General features: G+C 73.9%; 21 protein-coding genes. 10 read left to right on the top strand and 11 right to left on the bottom strand.

Translation table 11 applies throughout. From position 1 onward, the window contains the following. Positions 1–167 precede the first annotated feature (167 nt). Positions 168–635 carry a hypothetical protein gene (locus IG69_RS0113105; protein ID WP_030528624.1) on the bottom strand — a complete coding sequence of 156 codons (468 nt, stop codon included), beginning with the start codon at positions 633–635 and terminating at the stop codon, positions 168–170. A 144-nt stretch (positions 636–779) separates the two neighbouring features. On the opposite strand from IG69_RS0113105, the gene IG69_RS0113100 reads away from it, so the two are divergent. From IG69_RS0113100 to IG69_RS21670, 3 genes are read left to right on the top strand one after another with little or no spacing between them, the layout of a single operon-like run. Next, positions 780–2,012 carry an inorganic phosphate transporter gene (locus tag IG69_RS0113100; RefSeq protein WP_051750541.1) on the top strand — a complete coding sequence of 411 codons (1,233 nt, stop codon included), beginning with the start codon at positions 780–782 and terminating at the stop codon, positions 2,010–2,012. Between the two features lie 18 nt (positions 2,013–2,030). Further along, the gene (locus IG69_RS0113095; RefSeq protein ID WP_030528622.1) at positions 2,031–2,327 is read left to right on the top strand and encodes a hypothetical protein; all 297 of its coding nucleotides are present in this window, start codon (positions 2,031–2,033) and stop codon (positions 2,325–2,327) included. Positions 2,328–2,335: 8 nt separating this feature from the next. After that, on the top strand, positions 2,336–2,926 hold the full coding sequence (locus IG69_RS21670) for a DUF3349 domain-containing protein (protein WP_084696796.1): 591 nt from the start codon (positions 2,336–2,338) through the stop codon (positions 2,924–2,926). 196 nt (positions 2,927–3,122) lie between these two features. Here IG69_RS21670 and IG69_RS0113085 read toward each other — a convergent pair whose 3' ends face one another. The 6 genes from IG69_RS0113085 to IG69_RS0113060 form a co-directional block, all read right to left on the bottom strand. Continuing rightward, on the bottom strand, positions 3,123–3,416 hold the full coding sequence (locus tag IG69_RS0113085; protein ID WP_030528620.1) for a DUF3263 domain-containing protein: 294 nt from the start codon (positions 3,414–3,416) through the stop codon (positions 3,123–3,125). A gap of 182 nt (positions 3,417–3,598) precedes the next feature. Next, entirely contained in the window at positions 3,599–4,966 is a 1,368-nt protein-coding gene (locus tag IG69_RS0113080) for a pyridoxal phosphate-dependent decarboxylase family protein (RefSeq protein ID WP_030528619.1), read from the bottom strand. A 10-nt stretch (positions 4,967–4,976) separates the two neighbouring features. Further along, positions 4,977–5,639 (bottom strand): HAD family hydrolase, encoded by a 663-nt coding sequence (locus IG69_RS0113075; RefSeq protein ID WP_030528618.1) that lies wholly within the window; start codon positions 5,637–5,639, stop codon positions 4,977–4,979. A 180-nt stretch (positions 5,640–5,819) separates the two neighbouring features. Then, on the bottom strand, positions 5,820–6,242 hold the full coding sequence (locus IG69_RS0113070; RefSeq protein ID WP_030528617.1) for an arsenate reductase ArsC: 423 nt from the start codon (positions 6,240–6,242) through the stop codon (positions 5,820–5,822). Then, complete coding sequence (gene arsB / locus IG69_RS0113065; RefSeq protein WP_051750540.1) at positions 6,235–7,308, bottom strand: ACR3 family arsenite efflux transporter; 1,074 nt, start codon at positions 7,306–7,308, stop codon at positions 6,235–6,237. Before arsB ends, IG69_RS0113070 begins: the two co-directional genes overlap by 8 nt. Next, positions 7,305–7,781 carry an ArsI/CadI family heavy metal resistance metalloenzyme gene (locus tag IG69_RS0113060; RefSeq protein ID WP_030528615.1) on the bottom strand — a complete coding sequence of 159 codons (477 nt, stop codon included), beginning with the start codon at positions 7,779–7,781 and terminating at the stop codon, positions 7,305–7,307. The genes arsB and IG69_RS0113060 overlap by 4 nt, the downstream gene beginning before the upstream one ends. Positions 7,782–7,833: 52 nt before the next feature. Between IG69_RS0113060 and IG69_RS22745 the strand changes: the two genes are divergently transcribed. From IG69_RS22745 to IG69_RS21120, 5 genes are all read left to right on the top strand, one after another. Further along, positions 7,834–8,235 (top strand): ArsR/SmtB family transcription factor, encoded by a 402-nt coding sequence (locus tag IG69_RS22745; RefSeq protein WP_425414808.1) that lies wholly within the window; start codon positions 7,834–7,836, stop codon positions 8,233–8,235. Positions 8,236–8,294: 59 nt separating this feature from the next. Next, positions 8,295–8,999, top strand: a complete 705-nt coding sequence (locus tag IG69_RS0113050; protein WP_030528613.1) for a uracil-DNA glycosylase — start codon at positions 8,295–8,297, stop codon at positions 8,997–8,999. After that, positions 8,996–9,841: an SGNH/GDSL hydrolase family protein gene (locus IG69_RS0113045; RefSeq protein WP_030528612.1), complete on the top strand. Its 846-nt coding sequence runs from the start codon at positions 8,996–8,998 to the stop codon at positions 9,839–9,841. The genes IG69_RS0113050 and IG69_RS0113045 overlap by 4 nt, the downstream gene beginning before the upstream one ends. A 64-nt stretch (positions 9,842–9,905) precedes the next feature. After that, positions 9,906–11,060 carry an acyl-CoA dehydrogenase family protein gene (locus tag IG69_RS0113040; protein WP_030528611.1) on the top strand — a complete coding sequence of 385 codons (1,155 nt, stop codon included), beginning with the start codon at positions 9,906–9,908 and terminating at the stop codon, positions 11,058–11,060. Positions 11,061–11,123: 63 nt separating this feature from the next. Beyond that, the gene (locus IG69_RS21120; RefSeq protein WP_051750539.1) at positions 11,124–11,645 is read left to right on the top strand and encodes a hypothetical protein; all 522 of its coding nucleotides are present in this window, start codon (positions 11,124–11,126) and stop codon (positions 11,643–11,645) included. Positions 11,646–11,800: 155 nt separating this feature from the next. On the opposite strand, the gene IG69_RS0113030 is transcribed toward IG69_RS21120, so the two are convergent. Continuing rightward, on the bottom strand, positions 11,801–13,147 hold the full coding sequence (locus tag IG69_RS0113030) for an MFS transporter (protein WP_030528609.1): 1,347 nt from the start codon (positions 13,145–13,147) through the stop codon (positions 11,801–11,803). Between the two features lie 176 nt (positions 13,148–13,323). Continuing rightward, entirely contained in the window at positions 13,324–13,764 is a 441-nt protein-coding gene (locus tag IG69_RS0113025) for a MarR family winged helix-turn-helix transcriptional regulator (protein ID WP_030528608.1), read from the bottom strand. 64 nt (positions 13,765–13,828) lie between these two features. On the opposite strand from IG69_RS0113025, the gene IG69_RS0113020 reads away from it, so the two are divergent. Then, entirely contained in the window at positions 13,829–14,197 is a 369-nt protein-coding gene (locus IG69_RS0113020; protein WP_030528607.1) for a VOC family protein, read from the top strand. Positions 14,198–14,296: 99 nt separating this feature from the next. On the opposite strand, the gene IG69_RS0113015 is transcribed toward IG69_RS0113020, so the two are convergent. Together IG69_RS0113015 and gabT are read right to left on the bottom strand one after the other, a co-directional pair. Continuing rightward, positions 14,297–15,100: an SDR family NAD(P)-dependent oxidoreductase gene (locus IG69_RS0113015; protein ID WP_030528606.1), complete on the bottom strand. Its 804-nt coding sequence runs from the start codon at positions 15,098–15,100 to the stop codon at positions 14,297–14,299. Between the two features lie 2 nt (positions 15,101–15,102). Next, the gene (gene gabT, locus IG69_RS0113010; protein ID WP_030528605.1) at positions 15,103–16,437 is read right to left on the bottom strand and encodes a 4-aminobutyrate--2-oxoglutarate transaminase; all 1,335 of its coding nucleotides are present in this window, start codon (positions 16,435–16,437) and stop codon (positions 15,103–15,105) included. Between the two features lie 145 nt (positions 16,438–16,582). Here gabT and IG69_RS0113005 point away from each other — a divergent pair, with 145 nt between their 5' ends. Further along, positions 16,583–16,855 carry a DUF7218 family protein gene (locus IG69_RS0113005; protein ID WP_030528604.1) on the top strand — a complete coding sequence of 91 codons (273 nt, stop codon included), beginning with the start codon at positions 16,583–16,585 and terminating at the stop codon, positions 16,853–16,855. Positions 16,856–16,886 lie beyond the last annotated feature (31 nt).

The raw sequence follows: 16,886 nt of genomic DNA, 5'->3' as shown, positions 1-16,886 counted from the left end.
CCCGCGACGGACGGGCCGGGGCCGCGGCTCACGTCACCGTCGGCGCACCTGCCCTCACCGGACCGGTCTGTTCTGTCACTCTCATGATGAGAGTGCTAATGGTCATTATTGGCACTCTCGGGGGGAGAGTGCAAACGCTCACCGGCGGCCCGGGCCGGGCGCGAGCATCAGAGCGCGGGGTCGGCCCCGTCGAGGTGGACGCGCAGCGAGGCGTCGGCCTCCGAGGCCACCGGGTCCTCGAGGTCGGCGACGAAGACGGCGACCGCCTCGCGGGCCGGGTTGCCGTCCAGCTCGGCGAGGACCTCGCGCCACGCGGCGAGGTTGGGGTGCGGCAGGTCCGTGCACGCCTCGGCCGGGGCCAGCGACTCGACGGCCGCCGCGAGGTCCGAGCGCGACAGGGGCAGGGTGGCGGTCGAGCCGTCGTGTCCGAGCACCGTCGCGAGGACGACCGTCGCGAGGGCCGGCCGGCCGCCGGGCGTCGCCGTGACGTGCGGGAAGAGCCAGTCCGGCGTCGAGGAGGCCGGTGACAGCCCCACGGCGTGCGCGGCCGGCTCCCGCCATCCGTCGATGCGCTCGACGAGGTGCGCGCGGATCGCGGCGAGTCCGTCCGGGGTGCTCCAGTCCAGGTCGCTCATCACCCCATCCTGACAAAACGGATGCCCCGGCGCCGCCCCACGCGCCCCGGGAGCCGCAGCAGTCCCGCCGCGCCGGGTGAACAACGGGTGAACGACGGGCCCCGTCTTGGTGAAGCCGGGGTTGCCGCCCCACACTGGTGCCTCGTGGACGCAGCGACCCTCATCCTCGTGCTCGTCATCGTGACGGCCCTGGCCTTCGACTTCACGAACGGCTTCCACGACACGGCCAACGCGATGGCGGCGTCGATCTCCACCGGGGCCCTCGCGCCCAAGGTGGCGGTCGGCCTCAGCGCGGTGCTCAACCTCGTCGGCGCCTTCCTCTCCGTCGAGGTGGCCCTCACCGTGTCGAACGCCGTCATCAAAATCCAGGACAAGAGCGGGGCCCCACGGCCCGAGCTCCTGACCGACGGCGGTGAGGCGCTGCTGCTCATCGTGCTCGCCGGCCTCGTCGGCGGGATCGTCTGGAACCTCTTCACCTGGCTGCTCGGCCTGCCCTCGAGCTCCTCGCACGCCCTCCTCGGCGGGCTGACCGGCGCCGGCGCCGCGGGGCTCGGCCTCGCGGGCGTCAAGTGGACCGGTGACGGGACCAAGCTCGACGGCGTCGTCGGCAAGATCCTCCTGCCCTCCCTGCTCTCCCCCGCCGTCGCGCTCGCCGTCGCGTTCATCGGGTGCTGGCTCGTGCACCGGATCACCGCCTCGGTGATGGACCGGCTCAACGAGCGGTACTTCCGCTGGGGCCAGATCGGCAGCGCCTCCCTGGTCTCGCTCGCGCACGGCACGAACGACGCTCAGAAGACGATGGGCGTCATGACCCTCGCCCTCATCGCGAGCGGCCACTGGGACCGCACCGACGCCGTCCCGATCTGGGTCAAGGTGAGCGCCGCGACGGCCATCGCCCTCGGCACGTACATCGGCGGCTGGCGGATCATCCGCACGCTCGGCAAGGGCCTGGTCGACATCACGCCGCGCCAGGGCCTCTCGAGCGACGGCGCCACCGCCGCCGTCCTCCTCGCCTCGAGCCACCTCGGGTTCGCCCTCTCGACGACCCACGTCGCCACCGGCTCGGTCCTCGGTGGTGGGCTCGGCCGCGGCACCCACGTGCGCTGGTCCACCGCCGGTCGGATGGTCGTCGCCTGGGCGCTGACCTTCCCCATCGCCGCCGGGATGGGCGCGCTCATGTGGTGGGTCGGGCACACGCTCGGCGGCGCGCCCGGTGCGCTGCTCGTCTTCGCGATCCTGTGCGCCGCGTCCCTGTTCATGTACCTGCGCTCCAAGCGCGAGCACGTCGGGGCCCACAACGTCACCGAGGAGTGGGGTGCGACGGGCGGCGAGCCCGCGGCCACCACCCCGGCCCCCACCAAGACCCCGACCCGCTGACGGAGAGGACCGACCACCATGCGCAGCATCCAGCTCGCCCTCGAGGGCGCCGGCAACGTCCTGATCGTCGGCCTGCTCTTCGGGGCCGGCCTGCCCGTGATCTACGCCCTCGCCATGCGCGCGCTCGTCGTCGGCGCCGACGAGGCCCCGGACGGTAGCGTGCGGTACTCGCCGCTCGGACGGGCCGTCGCCGGGCTGCTCGTCGGGGTCATCGTCGCCGGGATCGTGCTCGGCCTCGTGCTCATCGTCGCGAGCGGCTTCGGGAAGGCCGTGAGCTTCGAGCACGTGTTCCCGACCATCGTCGACAAGAAGTGAGTCCCGCCATGCCGCAGCTGTCGCACTCGGTGATCGCCCACATCCGGGCCGGTTTCCCCGACGGCGTCCCCGACGCCGAGGCGGCCGCCCTCGGCGCGGTCCTCCAGGAGCAGCTGGGCACGCACGCCGCGCACGACGTCCTGCGCAAGCTGGCCGGCGAGAAGCTGCTCTCGCGCAAGGCCGTCCGGGCCCTCGTCCCCGAGGACGAGCAGGTCCGCCAGGTCAGCGCCAAGCTCGTCCTCGGCGGCTGGCCGCTCGGTGGCATGGACGAGGAGGAGGACGAGGCCCCGCCGCGCGAGGGCAGCCCGCTCGCCCGCATCGTCAACTGGCTGCGCGAGGGCTACCCGGGCGGCGTGCCCGAGCACGACTACGTGCCGCTGCTCGCGCTCCTCGAGCGCCGCCTGACCCGTTCCGAGGTCAAGAAGATCGCCAAGGCGCTGCGCCGGGCCGACGTCAGCCCCGCCGGGCCGTCGGACATCGCCGCCGCCATCACCGAGTACACGCACGCCGACCCCAGCGAGAAGGACCTGCGCCGGGTGCGCGACCAGCTGGCCAAGAAGGGCTGGCCGGTCGAGTTCCCCGACCCCGACCTCCCCTGACGCCGGGCCCTCACCCCGTCGAGTGAACAGGACACGCCGCCTGCGCCCCCGCGCACGCGGCGTGTCCTGTTCACTCGACGGGTGGGACGTGGCGGCTGCCGGGTGGGACGGCGCTGCGCGGGAGGGGCCGGACAGCAGAGATGCCCGTCCGGCTTCCCTCACGGACGGGCATCTCTGGTTCTGGGGGCCTCCCGGCTCAGGGCTCCATGCCGAAACGGCGGGCCGAGCGGGCGCGCTGGCGGCTGGCGCGCAGGCGCCGCAGCCGCTTGACGAGCATCGGGTCGTGCGCGAGGGCCACCGGGTTGTCGATGAGCCCGTTGAGCACCTGGTAGTACCGCGTCGAGCTCATGTCGAAGAGCTCCTTGATGGCCGTCTCCTTGGAGCCGGCGTACTTCCACCACTGCCGCTCGAAGGCGAGCACCTCCCGGTCGCGCTCGGAGAGGTCCGAGGCGCTGACGGCAGGGGTGACCTGTTCGGAGGCGGCACTCACGGTGTGTTCTCGACCCTTCGTCGCGTGTGGCTTCGGCCCTCACTGTAGCCGCGGAATGACACCCGTGTCATTCTGCTCGGCGCGTCCCGCGGCGTGTCGGCTGGACACCTCCCGTGCGGCCCGACTCACGAGTCACACGTGACCCACGGCCCCCAGCGGACCCGGTCGACCCGACCGACCGGTCAGGCCATCGTGTCGAGGATGTCCCGGATGTCGTCCTCGGTCGTCGCCGGGTTGACGACGGCGAAGCGGGCCAGCGTCTCGCCCTCGTGCGTCGTCGGGACCACGAACGCGAACTCGTCGGCGAGCATCCGGTCCGACCACGCCTGGTAGTTGGCCGGCGACCACCCGAGGCGCCGGAAGACGACGACCGAGAGGTCGCGCTCGCGGACGAGCTCGAGCTCCGGCCGCCGCACGATCTCGGCCTCGGCGTAGCGGGCGACGTCGAGGGTCCGCTCGACGGCGGCCGTGTACGCGTCCGTGCCGTTGACGACGAGGGAGAACCAGAACGGCAGGCCGCGCGCCCGGCGGGTCAGCCCCACCGAGTAGTCGGTCGGGTTCCAGTCGGGCGCCTCGGTGAGGACGTCGAGGTAGCCGGCCTTCTGGGTGTGCGCCGCGCGGGCGAGGGCCGGCTCGCGGTAGAGCAGCGCGCAGCAGTCGAAGGGCGCGAAGAGCCACTTGTGCGGGTCGACGATGAAGGAGTCGCAGTGCTCGATGCCCGCGTAGAGGTCGCGCACCGACGGGGCGGCGAGCCCGGCGCCGCCGTAGGCACCGTCGACGTGGAACCAGATGCCGTGCTCGCGGCAGACCTCGGCGACCGACGCGAGGTCGTCGACGATGCCGAAGTTCGTCGTGCCGGCGGTCGCGACGACCGCGAAGAACGTCTCCGGGCCGTGCTCCTCGAGGGCGCGTCGCAGCGCCGGACCGGTCAGCCGTCCGGCCTCGTCGGCGGGCACCCCGACGAGCTCGGCGTCCATGACCTCGCAGGCCGACGCGATGGAGCTGTGCGCCCCGGCGGTGGCCGCCACCCGCCACGGGCGCTGGCCGGCCGCCGCGCGGTGGCGGGCCGTCGCGCGGGCGGCGACGAGCGCCGACAGGTTGCCGATCGTGCCGCCGGGGACGAACACGCCGCCGGCGCCCTCGGGCATCCCCACGAGGTCGGCGATCCAGCGCAGGGCCTGGTTCTCGGCCCACACCGCGCCGGACCCCTCGAGCCACGACCCGGCGTAGATCGACGACGCGCCGACGACGAGGTCGAAGACGACCGAGGCGTCGCTCGGCGCGCACGGGATGAAGGAGAGATAGCGGGGGTGGTCGACCGACAGGCAGGCCGGCGCGAGCTCGTCGGCGAAGATCCGCATCGCCTCGGAGCCGCCGAGGCCGCCCGCGGTGACCGTGCGGCCGAGCGCGGCGTCGAGGTCCTCCTGGGTCCGCACGCGGTCCAGCGGCGGCTCCATCCGGATGCGTTCCTCCGCGTACGCGGTGACGGCGTCGAGGAGGGCCGCGAGCTCCTCGTGGGCGTTCGGGGAGTAGGGGGTGGTGGGGTGCACGGGCGGGAGTCTAGGAGGCCGCGCGGCCGAGCAGGAGCGCCTGCAGGTCGGAGACCTCGTCGACGAGCGCCGTCGGGCCCTGGGCCGCGAGCGCCGCACGGTCGCCGGCGCCCCACGTGACGGCGACGGCGTCCATCCCGGCGGCCTGCGCGGCCTGCACGTCGACCGTCGCGTCGCCGACGTAGACGCAGCGGGCCGGGTCGACGCCGAGCACGGTCGCGCCGCGCAGGAGGGGGTCCGGGGCGGGCTTGTGCCGGTCGGTGTCCTCGAGGCCGGCGACGACCTCGACGAGGTGGTCGATGCCGACGCCCTCGAGCGCGAGCCGGGCGGTCTCCTGGCGCTTCGAGGTGACGACGGCGGTCGTCACGCCGGCCGCGTGCAGGGCCTCGAGCAGCTCGGGGACGCCCTCGTAGCGGCGGATGAGCCGGCCGGTGTTCGCGAGGTTCCACTCGCGGTAGGTCGCGTCGAGCGCGTGGCCGTGCTCGGGGCTCTCCTCGAGCAGCGCCTCGAGCAGCGGCCGGCCGATCCACGCGCGCGCCCGCGTCTCCTCGACCTCCTCGCCGAGCACCGACCGGAAGGCGTGCTGGTAGGAGGCGACGATGAGCGGGATCGTGTCGGCGAGGGTGCCGTCGAGGTCGAAGAGGACGGTCGGCCAGGGCGGGGTCGCGGTCACCGGTCCAGTCTGACGGGGCGGCGTCGCGGGCCGGACGGCGGTCCACCCCCGGCCGCCACCCCCGTCGAGACTCACAACCCGGCGAGTCGCCCCTTCCTCCCGCAGCCCCCCTCCCGACTTCTTGCGAGTTCCGCCGCTCGACGCGCCGTTCCGGGGCGTGTCGAGCGGCGGAACTCGCAGTCAGTGGGACGGAGCGACGGCCGGGACGCCGAGCTCGTCGAGGAGCGCGAGCACCCGCGTCCGGATCTCGTCGCGCACGCCTCGCACCATCCCGATGCCCTGGCCGGCCGGGTCGTCGAGCACCCAGTCCTCGTAGCGGGTGCCCGGGAAGAACGGGCAGGTGTCGCCGCAGCCCATCGTCACGACGACGTCGGACGCCTGCACCGCCTCCGGGGTCAGGATCTTCGGGCGCTCGGCGGCGATGTCGATGCCGACCTCGCGCATCGCCTCGACGGCGACCGGGTTGACGGCGTCGCCGGGAGCGCTGCCGGCCGAGCGGACCTCGACGGCCCCGCCCGAGAGGTGGTGCAGCCAGGCGGCGGCCATCTGGGAGCGACCGGCGTTGTGGACGCAGACGAACAGGACGGACGGGCGGTCAGCCACGGGAGAACCCCTTCCGGAGGGCGAGCGAGACGTAGACGAGCCCGACGAGCACGGGCACCTCGATGAGGGGGCCGACGACGCCCGCGAGCGCCTGCCCGGCGGTCGCGCCGAAGGTCGCGATGGCGACGGCGATGGCGAGCTCGAAGTTGTTGCCGGCCGCGGTGAACGCGAGGGTCGTCGTCCGCGCGTAGCCGAGGCCGAGGCCACGGCCGAGCACGAACCCGCCGCCCCACATGAGGACGAAGTAGGCGAGGAGGGGCAGCGCGATGCGCACGACGTCGAGCGGCCGGCTCGTGACCTGCTCACCCTGCAGCGCGAACAGCACGACGATCGTGAAGAGCAGTCCGTACAGCGCCCACGGGCCGATGCGCGGCAGGAACGAGCGCTCGTAGGCGTCTCTCCCCCAGCGCTGCTCGCCGAGCCGCCGGGAGAGGTAGCCGAGTACGAGCGGGATGCCGAGGAAGACCAGCACCGACCGGGCGATGTCCCAGGCCGACACGTCGAGGGCGGTCTGCTGCAGGCCGAGCCACCCCGGCAGCACCGACAGGTAGAACCAGCCGAGGCCGGCGAACGCGACCACCTGGAAGACCGAGTTGAGCGCGACGAGCACGGCCGCGGCCTCCCGGTCGCCGCAGGCGAGGTCGTTCCAGATGACGACCATCGCGATGCAGCGCGCGAGCCCGACGATGATCAGCCCGGTGCGGTACTCGGGCAGGTCGGGCAGCAGCAGCCACGCGAGCGTGAACATCAGCGCCGGGCCGAGCACCCAGTTGAGGCCGAGGCTCGCGACGAGCATCCGCCGGTCACCGGTCACGGTGTCGAGCCGGTCGTAGCGGACCTTGGCCAGCACCGGGTACATCATGACGAGCAGGCCGAGGGCGATCGGCAGCGAGACGCCGTCGACCTCGACGGCCGAGAGGCCCTCGCCGAGGCCGGGGACGAGGCGCCCGAGCAGGAGGCCGGCGACCATCGCGAGGCCGATCCAGACGGGGAGCAGCCGGTCGAGGGTCGACAGCCGGGCGGCGCCCGCGGGGGCGGGCGCCGGGGCGTCGGTGGGGACCGTCACGGGCAGCAGGCCCCCCCGGCACCGAGCACCTCGAGGCTGGCCGTCGCGGGCCGGCCGTCGACCGGGTTCTCGTCCTTGACGGTGTAGACCTCCCACGGGGCGCCGGCCGGGTCGTGGACCCACACCTTGTCCTGGAGGGCGTAGCAGCACGTCGTGTCGTCCTCGTCGAAGGCCGCGAGCCCCGCGGCCGAGAACCGCTCGCGCGCCGCGGCGACCTCGTCGGTCGAGCCGACCTCGACCCCGAGGTGGTTGAGCGCGCCGGCGGCGCCGGTGCCGCGCGTGGCCTCGCTCGTCTCGATGAGGACGAGCTTGAGCGGCGGCTGCTCGACGGCGAAGTTGGCGTACCCCGGGCGGCGCTTGTGCGGAGGCACCCCGAACATCGCCGAGTAGAACGCGACCGACGCCTCGAGGTCGCTGACGTTGAGGGCGAGCTGCACGCGGCCGGTGGGCGGCGTGGTGGGGCCGGCGGTCATGGGGGCACCTTCCGGGAGGGGTCTGGCATCGACGGACGTCGATGGGTACAGCGTGGACCACGGCATCGACGTGTGTCAATATAGGGGCCTGTCGATCCAGGAGGTCCCCGTGCCGGTCCGCGAGCTGCCCCTCACGAGCACCACCGGCGCCTGCTGCGGCATCGGCGTCGACGGCGGGATGTCCCGTGCGGACGCCGAGCGCAGCGCGAGCCTCCTCAAGGCCGTCGCCGACCCGGTGCGCCTGCGGCTGGTCAGCGCCATCCGGGCGACCGAGGCCGGCGAGGCGTGCGTCTGCGACCTCACCGACCTCGTGGGCCTCGCCCAGCCGACGGTGTCGCACCACCTCAAGGTGCTGACGGACGCCGGCCTGCTCGAGCGCGAGCGCCGCGGCTCGTGGGCCTGGTACCGCCTCGTGCCGGAGCGCCTCGCCGAGGTCCGCGGCATCCTCGCCTGACCGGACCCGGGCGGGTGCTCCCGGCGGGCCACCAACTGACGCGTACTAGCGTGGGGCCGATGTCCTCCGCGCCCTCCCCGAGCCCCGCCCGGCCGCTGCACGAGCTGGTCCACCCCTCGTGGGCACGGGCCCTGGCCCCGGTCGAGGACACCGTCGCCCGGCTCGGTGAGTTCCTCCGCGGCGAGGTCGCCGCCGGCCGCGGCTACCTGCCGGGCGGCCCCCACGTCCTGCGCGCCTTCCAGCAGCCGCTCGACGCCGTGCGCGTGCTCGTCGTCGGCCAGGACCCCTACCCGACGCCCGGCCACGCGATGGGCCTGTCGTTCTCCGTCGAGCCCGACGTGCGCCCGGTGCCGAAGAGCCTGGTCAACATCTACAAGGAGATGGGGACCGACCTCGGCCTGCCCCGACCGGAGACCGGCGACCTCACGCCGTGGGCCGACCAGGGCGTCCTCCTGCTCAACCGCGTGCTCACCGTGACCCCCGGCAAGCCGGCCAGCCACCGCGGCCGCGGCTGGGAGGAGGTGACCGGCCGGGCCATCGAGGCGCTGACGGAGCGCGGCGGACCCCTCGTCGCGATCCTCTGGGGCCGCGACGCCCGCTCGCTCGCGCCGCACCTGACCGGCGCGGGCATCCCCTGCCTGGAGTCCGCCCACCCGAGCCCGCTGTCGGCGCACGGCGGGTTCTTCGGCTCGCGCCCGTTCTCGCGCGCCAACGCCCTGCTCACCGAGGCCGGCGCCGCGCCGGTCGACTGGAGGCTCACGTGACCACCCACCCCGCCGAGCGCCGGGTCTGGACCCGCTACGTCGCCATCGGCGACTCCTTCACGGAAGGGATGTCCGACCCCGACCCCGACCGCCCGGACGCCTTCGTCGGCTGGGCCGACCGGCTAGCCCACGCCCTCGACGGCGTCGCCGAGGCCGAGCACCTGCCCTTCGGGTACGCCAACCTCGCGGTGCGCGGGCGCACGCTCTCGGACGTCGTCGGCCCGCAGCTCGACGCCGCCCTGCAGATGTCCCCCGACCTCGTCTCGATGGTCGGCGGCGGCAACGACCTGCTGCGCCCCAGCGTCGACCTCGACTCCCTCGCCTCCCGCCTCGAGGACGCGGTGGTGCGCCTGCGGGCCGCCGGCGCCGACGTCCTGCTCGCCACGCCCACCGACACCCGCGACGCCGGCCTCTTCCGCGCGCTGCGCGGCCGGCACGCCGTCCACGCCGCGAACATCTTCACGATCGCGCAGGACCACGGCTGCCACGTCCTCAACCTCTGGGGGATGCGGGCGCTGCGCGACTGGCGGATGTGGTCCGAGGACCGCATCCACCTGACGACCGAGGGCCACCGCCGCGTCGCGCTCGCCGCCCTCACGGCGCTCGGCCACGAGACCGACACCGCCGACTGGACCACTCCCCTGCCGCCCGCCGACCGGACCTCGCGCTCCGACGAGCTGCGCCAGCACGCCGAGTGGGTCCGCACGCACGCCGCCCCGTGGGTCGAGCGCCGCGTGCGCGGTACGTCGTCCGGCGACGCCCGCACCGCCAAGCGCCCGGAGCTGGTGCGCTTCCGCGACCCGGACGAGGCCCCGACCCCGCACCGGCCGCCCGTCCTCTGACGGCGGGGCGGTCGGTCCGTCCCGGGTTTTGTTGGACGTCCAACCACCTCGTTACCCTCGGGGCATGGCTGCGACGAGGCTGATGCCGACCGAGGAGGGTCAGGACCTCATCGACCTGACCCGCGAGATCTGCGACAAGACCCTGCGACCGCAGGTCGACGAGGCCGAGCGCGCCGCCGCCACCGGCGAGCAGTTCCCGACCGAGGTCTTCCGCACGCTCGGCGAGGCGGGGCTGCTCTCGCTCCCCCACCCCGAGGAGCACGGCGGCTACGGGCAGCCCTACGAGGTCTACCTCCAGGTCGTCGAGGAGGTCGCGAGCGCGTGGATGAGCGTCGCCGTCGGCGTCTCGGTCCACTCGCTGACCGCCTACCCGGTCACCGCCTTCGGCACGGCGGAGCAGCAGGCAGCCCTGCTGCCGCGGATGCTCTCGGGCGCGCAGCTCGGCGCCTACTGCCTCTCCGAGCCGCTCGCCGGCTCCGACATCGCGTCGATGACGACCCGGGCCACGCGCGAGGGCGACTCCTACGTGATCCGCGGCCGCAAGGCGTGGATCAGCCACGCCGGCCACGCCGACTACTACACGACCTTCGCCCGCACCTCCGACGACGGCGGCCGCGGCCTGTCGTGCTTCGTCGTCCCGGCCGACGCCGAGGGCCTGTCGTTCGGCACGCCGGAGAAGAAGATGGGCCTGCACTGCGACACCGTGCGCGAGGTGATGTTCGACGACGTCCGCGTCGCGGCCGACCGCCGCATCGGTGACGAGGGCCAGGGGATGGCCATCGCGCTGTCCGCCCTCGACGCAGGCCGGTTGGGCATCGCCGCCGCGAGCACCGGTCTCGCACAGGGCGCGCTGGATCTTGCGGCGTCGTACGCCAAGGAGCGCAAGCAGTTCGGACGCGCCATCGGCGAGTTCCAGGGCCTGTCGTTCCTCCTCGCCGACATGGAGGCCGCGGTGACGAGCGCCCGCGCGACCTACCTGCACGCGGCCCGCCTCAAGGACGCCGGGCGCGCGTTCAGCAAGGAGGCCGCGGTCGCCAAGCTCGTCGCCACCGACGCCGCGATGAAGGTGACCACCGACGCCGTCCAGGTCCTCGGCGGCGCCGGCTACACCCAGGACTTCCCGGCCGAGCGGTTCATGCGCGAGGCGAAGGTGACCCAGATCTTCGAGGGCACCAACCAGATCCAGCGGCTCGTCATCGGGCGGCACGTCCTGCGCTGAGTGGCGGAACCCGTCGGGCCCCCGGCGCGTCCCACCCCCGGACCTCCACCGGAAGGAACCCTCGTGCGCCTCCCCCTCGTCGTCATCGCGGCCCTGACCGCCACCCTGCTCGCCGCCTGCGGCAGCGCCACCGCCCCCGGAGGGGACACCACCCCCTCCGCGACGGGCAGCAGCACCGGCGCCACCACCCCGCCCCCGGCGACCACGCCCTCCCCCGACCCCACGACGAGCCCCAGCGGCCCCGACCCGTCGAGCGGGCCGACCGTCCCGCCGCCCGCGGACGGTGAGGTCCCCGCGGGTCTCGCCGACCGTCCCGAGGTGAAGGCCGCCATGCAGGACGCCGCCGGGCGCGCGGGCATCGTCGCGGGTGACGTGCGGATCGGCGGGTACCTGCCGGTCACGTGGGCCGACGGCTCGCTCGGCTGCCCGCAGAAGGGCATGGCCTACACGCAGATGACGGTCGAGGGCGAGCTGCTGCTCCTGCGCGTCGACCAGCGCACGATGGAGTACCACGCCCGCCTGGGCGGCCCGTTCACCTACTGCGCCACCCCGAGCGGCAGCTACAGCCCCCGCACGGCGGGCTGACGCCGCCACCTCCCCCGGACGCGGACGGACCGGGCCATCTCATACGTGGCCCGGTCCGTGGTCAACGGTAGGCAGGCGCCGGTGTCCGTGGCGGGTCCGACACGCGACGGGCGCGTGACCGTCGAACGAGCAGCGGGCGTCGGCCGCCAGCGGGCTCAGCCGTCGAGGTCGCGCGAGATGCCGGGCAGCAGGGTCTCGCCCTCGCGCAGCCGGTCGAGCGCGACGGGGTTGACCTCCTCGATGTGCCGCAGGCTGCGCCGCCGGTAGCGGACGAGCTGCACGGCGCCGAGGCCCCAGAAGAGGAACTGCACGGACATCGCGATGCGGAAGTCGTCGAGCGTGTAGTCCTCCGGGCCGCCCGGCGCGAGGTGGTCGAGGACGACGCCGATGAGCGCGATGGCCAGGAGCGACGCGGTGAACCCGCCGATGTTGACGACACCGGTCGCGCGGCCGAGCCGCGAGGACGGGTGGAAGGTCCGGGCGAGGTCGAAGCCCACCATCGAACCCGGGCCGCCGCAGGCGGTGACGACCGCGAGGACGTAGAGCAGCCACGTGGGCGCGGGCCCGGGCCAGAGCAGGACGACGGCCCAGGTCGTGGCGATGACGCCGACGATGCCGAGCACGAGCTGCGAGCGGCGGTAGGGCATCCGGGCGGTGAAGGCGGCGACGACCGGCCCGGCGGCCATCGCGGTGACCGTCATCGCGACGAGGACGAGGGAGGCGGCCTGCTGGGTCATCCCCTCGGCGACGAGGAAGGGGAAGCCCCAGAGCATCGTGAAGACCGTCGCGCCGAACTGCGACGAGAAGTGCACCCAGAGGCCGAGGCGCGTCCCGGGGTTGCCCCAGACCTCGGCGAGGGTCTTTGCGAGGGCGCGGACCTTGATCTTCTCGACGGCCTCGCCGCGATAGGGCGAGTCCTTGACGACGGCGAGGAGCCCGACGGACAGGACCAGGCCGACGCCGCCGGCGGTCGCGAACGACCTCGTCCACCCGAAGGTGGCGAGGGCTGCGGCCAGCGGCGTGGCGGCGGCCACGGCCCCGAGCTGGCCGATCATGCCGGTCAGCTGGGTGACGAACGGCGCCTGCTTGACCCGGAACCACACGGCGACGAGGCGCAGCAGGGACGTGAAGACCATCGCGTCGCCCGCGCCGAGCATGACGCGCGCGGCGACGCCGACCTCGAAGGTGCCGGCGACCGCGAACCACAGCTGGCCGCCGGACATGAGCAGCAGGCCGGTGAGCATGAGCTTCTTGGAGCCGAAGCGGTCCAGGAGCACGCCGACCGGGATCTGCATCGCCGCGTAGACCGCGAGCTGGACGACGGTGAACGTCGACAGCTGGGCGGCGGAGATGTGGAAGCGCTCGGCCGCGAGCAGGCCGGCGACGCCGAGCGAGGTGCGGTGGAAGACGGCGAGCACGTAGACCGACAGGCCGACGACCCAGATCGCCCACGCCCGCCGCTTGCCGATCGTGTGCACCTGGCGCAGGACGGGGCGGGTCACCCGCCGATTCTACGAGCGTCGGCGCCCCCTCCCGACCGCTCTCCCGGCCCGCAGGAGATCCCGCACGTGCGGGGTTGTCGCTGTCCGAACCCCCGCCCGACCACGAAAAGCCCGCACGTGCGGGGTTGTCGCTGTCCGAACCCCCGCCCGACCACGAAAAGCCCGCACGTGCGGGGTCAGCGCAGGGCGTCGGCCATCGAGCGCAGGAGGCGCAACGCCTCGACCCGGTCGCCCTCGGTGAGGCCGCCGAGCATCGTCTGCTCGACCTCCCGGACGGCCGCGCTCGCCAGGGCGAGGCGCCGGCGCCCCAGCGGCGTGAGGGTCGCCGGCAGCGTCCTGCCGACCTCGGCCTCCTGCGGCCGCGTGACGTGCCCCAGCTCCTCGAGCGACTGCAGCAGGACGTGCATCGACTGCCGGGTGACGAACGTCCCGCGGGCGAGCTCGGCGCCGGACAGGCCCGGGCGCTGGGCGAGCAGCTCGAGCGTCGAGTAGTGGGTGACCGTCATCCCGAGCGGGCGCAGCGCGTGCTCCATCGCCGCGCGCAGGGCGCTCGAGGCCACCTTGAGCAGGTACCCGACCGAGGTGTCGAGGTCGACGCCGTCGCGCTCTGGACTCATGTCAGGAGTCTGACATACAGTGCGACGTGTCAGAAAACTGACACTTAACCCGCAGGAGGAAACCATGCCCGTGACCGGCCCCGACTTCGTCTCGCTCCAGGTCCGCGACCTCGACGCCTCGCAGGCGTTCTACGAGACCTACCTCGGCCTCGTCCGCTCCCCCGCCGGTCCGCCGCACGCGGTCGTCTTCGAGACCCGGCCGATCGCCTTCGCGCTGCGCGACGTTGTGCCGGGCACCGACCTCGGGGCAGGCCAGCGCCCGGGCGTGGGCACCGCGGTGTGGCTGCACGCCACCGACGTCCAGGACATCCACGACGCGCTCGTCGCCGACGGTCACCCCGTCGTGGCCGCGCCCGTCGACGGGCCGTTCGGGCGCACCTTCACCTTCGCCGACCCGGACGGCTACCACGTGACGCTCCACGACCGCGCCTGACGACCGTCGCCCACCGCCGACGCCGGGGGTGTTGCCGGATGCGACGGCAGCCGCGTGCGCATCCGGCAGGAACCGCGGCGGCGCCCGGCACCGCGTCGCTCAGCGGGGCAGGCGCTCCTCCGCCACCCCGTTGCCACCGTCGACGACGAGCAGCTGGCCGGTGACGTAGGCGGCGCCCGGGCTCGCGAGGAAGGCGACCGCCGCCGCGACCTCCTGCGCCGTCCCCGAGCGGCCGGCGGGGACGAGGTGCCCCTCGCGCTCCTCCGACGGGGTCTGCGACCCCGTGGCGATCCACCCCGGCGCGACCGCGTTGGCCGTCACGCCGTGCACCGCCTCGTCGACGGCCACGGCCCGCGCCAGGCCGACCACCCCGGCCTTGGCCGCGGCGTAGGCGACGTCCGAGCGCAGCGCCATGACCGGCCCGGCGGTCGACGACACCATGACGACGCGCCCCGCCCCGCTGCGGCGCAGGTGGGGCAGGGCGGCCCGCGTCACGAGGTACGCGGTGTCGAGGTTGCGCGCGATCGAGGCCGACCACCGGTCGGGCGGCGTCCCCTCGAGGTCGCCGCCGAGGTAGTCGCCGCCGGACGCGACCGAGACCATCCCCGCGTTGTTGACGAGCACGTCGAGCCCGCCAGCGAGCTCCAGCGCGGCGGCGACGGCTGTCGAGGCCCCGTCCGGCGTCGTGAGGTCGGCCACGACTCCGGCCGCGTCATGGCCCTCGGCCCGCAGCTCGGCGGCCCGCTCGTGCGCTCGGTCGGTGGTGGCCCCGACGACGACCCGGGCGCCGCACTCGGCCAGCAGGCGCGCGCAGGCCATCCCGATGCCGGTCGGTGAGCCCGCACCGGTGACGAGCGCCGTGCGCCCGGAGAGGTCGAACGCGGCGGGGAGGGAGGTGGCCACGCTCAGGCCAGCGCCGCGCCCATCGACTCCTCGAGGACGTCCATCGCCTCGTGGAGCAGGTCGTCGCCGATCGAGAGCGGCGGCAGGAAGCGGAACACGTTGCCGTAGGTGCCGCAGGTCAGCGTGACGACGCCGCGCTCGTGGCAGCCCTTGTTGACGGCGGCGGCGAGGGCGGCCGCGGGCTCCTTCGTCGCGGGGTCGGTGACGAGCTCCATCGCCATCATCGCGCCACGCCCACGGACGTCGCCGATCTCGGGGTGCTTCTCGGCGAGCGAGCCGAGCCGGTCGCCGAGGATCTTGCCGATGCTGCGCGCCCGGCCGCCGAGGTCGTCGACCTCCATCGACTCGATGCTCGCGAGCGCCGCCGCGCAGGCGACCGGGTTGCCCCCGTAGGTGCCGCCGAGGCCGCCGCCGTGGACGGCGTCCATGAGGTCGGCGCGGCCGGTGACCGCCGCGAGCGGCATGCCGCCGGCGATCCCCTTCGCGGTCGTGATGAGGTCCGGGACGACGCCCTCGTGGTCGCTGGCGAACCAGTCGCCGGTGCGGCAGAACCCGGACTGCACCTCGTCGGCGACGAAGACGATGCCGTGCTCGCGGCAGTACTCGGCCAGGCCGGGCAGGAAGCCATCCGGCGGGACGATGAAGCCGCCCTCGCCCTGGATCGGCTCGATGACGACGGCGGCGGTGTTCTCCTCGCCGACCTGCGCGTGGATCATGTCGGTCACCGTGCGCAGCGCCTCCTCGGCGCAGCGCTCCGGGCCGCCGGCCCAGCGGTACGGGTAGGCCATCGGCACGCGGTAGACCTCGGGTGCGAACGGGCCGAAGCGGTGCTTGTAGGGCATGTTCTTCGCGGTCATGCCCATCGTCAGGTTGGTGCGACCGTGGTAGCCGTGCTCGAACACGACGACCGCCTGCCGGCCGGTGGCGTGCCGGGCGATCTTCACGGCGTTCTCGACGGCCTCGGCGCCGGAGTTGAACAGGGCCGAGCGCTTCTCGTGGTCGCCGGGGGTCAGCGCGTTGAGCTTCTCGCAGACCTCGAGGTAGGGCTGGTACGGCGTCACCATGAAGCAGGTGTGCGTGAACCGGGCGATCTGCTCGGTCACGGCGTCGACGACCCGCTGGTTGCCGTTGCCGACGGTCGTCACCGCGATGCCGGAGCCGAGGTCGATGAGCTGGTTGCCGTCGACGTCGCGGATGATGCCGCCCGCGCCGTCCGTCACGTAGACCGGCAGGCCGGTGCCGACGCCGGAGGCGACCGCGGCCGTCTTGCGCGCCTGGAGCTCCTGGGAGCGCGGGCCGGGGATGGCGGTCGCGAGGATCCGCTGCTGCTCGATCATGGCGGCATCCTAACCGCGCGAAATCGCTGCCGAAACCCGCGGAATCCGTCGTCCCACGGGGCGTGCGAGGGTCGGTTCCACGCCGGGAGCGTGACCGGGGCCGGGAGAGGGTAGGAACGACGAACCAGCGACGAAGGAGGCGGCCGTGCCCGCACGCAAGGACCCCGGACCCTCGGTCAAGGACCCCGAGCTCTACGAGAAGCTGCGGGACGAGGGCAACAGCAAGGAGAAGTCGGCGCGCATCGCCAACGCCGCCGCCAACACCTCGCGCTCCGCCGTGGGCCACAAGGGGGGCTCGTCCCCGGCCTACGAGGAGTGGACGAAGAAGGAGCTCCAGGAGCGCGCTCGGGAGCTCGAGGTCGAGGGCCGCTCGTCGATGTCCAAGGACGAGCTGATCGAGGCGCTGCGCGACCACTGAGCGTCGGCCCGTCGCTCCACGCCCGACGAAT

This window comes from Phycicoccus jejuensis, from assembly GCF_000720925.1.
Classification (GTDB): domain Bacteria; phylum Actinomycetota; class Actinomycetes; order Actinomycetales; family Dermatophilaceae; genus Phycicoccus; species Phycicoccus jejuensis.
This window is presented reverse-complemented; position numbering and strand designations above follow the sequence as displayed.

What these genes read in the sequence shown, in the direction of transcription:
- IG69_RS0113105 (WP_030528624.1), bottom strand. Translation starts at nt 635, where the DNA reads ATGAGCGACCTGGACTGGAGCACCCCGGACGGACTCGCCGCGATCCGC.
- IG69_RS0113095 (WP_030528622.1), top strand. Translation starts at nt 2,031, where the DNA reads ATGCGCAGCATCCAGCTCGCCCTCGAGGGCGCCGGCAACGTCCTGATC.
- IG69_RS21670 (WP_084696796.1), top strand. Translation starts at nt 2,336, where the DNA reads ATGCCGCAGCTGTCGCACTCGGTGATCGCCCACATCCGGGCCGGTTTC.
- IG69_RS0113060 (WP_030528615.1), bottom strand. Translation starts at nt 7,781, where the DNA reads ATGACCGCCGGCCCCACCACGCCGCCCACCGGCCGCGTGCAGCTCGCC.
- IG69_RS0113050 (WP_030528613.1), top strand. Translation starts at nt 8,295, where the DNA reads ATGTCCTCCGCGCCCTCCCCGAGCCCCGCCCGGCCGCTGCACGAGCTG.
- IG69_RS0113040 (WP_030528611.1), top strand. Translation starts at nt 9,906, where the DNA reads ATGGCTGCGACGAGGCTGATGCCGACCGAGGAGGGTCAGGACCTCATC.
- IG69_RS0113025 (WP_030528608.1), bottom strand. Translation starts at nt 13,764, where the DNA reads ATGAGTCCAGAGCGCGACGGCGTCGACCTCGACACCTCGGTCGGGTAC.
- IG69_RS0113020 (WP_030528607.1), top strand. Translation starts at nt 13,829, where the DNA reads ATGCCCGTGACCGGCCCCGACTTCGTCTCGCTCCAGGTCCGCGACCTC.
- gabT (WP_030528605.1), bottom strand. Translation starts at nt 16,437, where the DNA reads ATGATCGAGCAGCAGCGGATCCTCGCGACCGCCATCCCCGGCCCGCGC.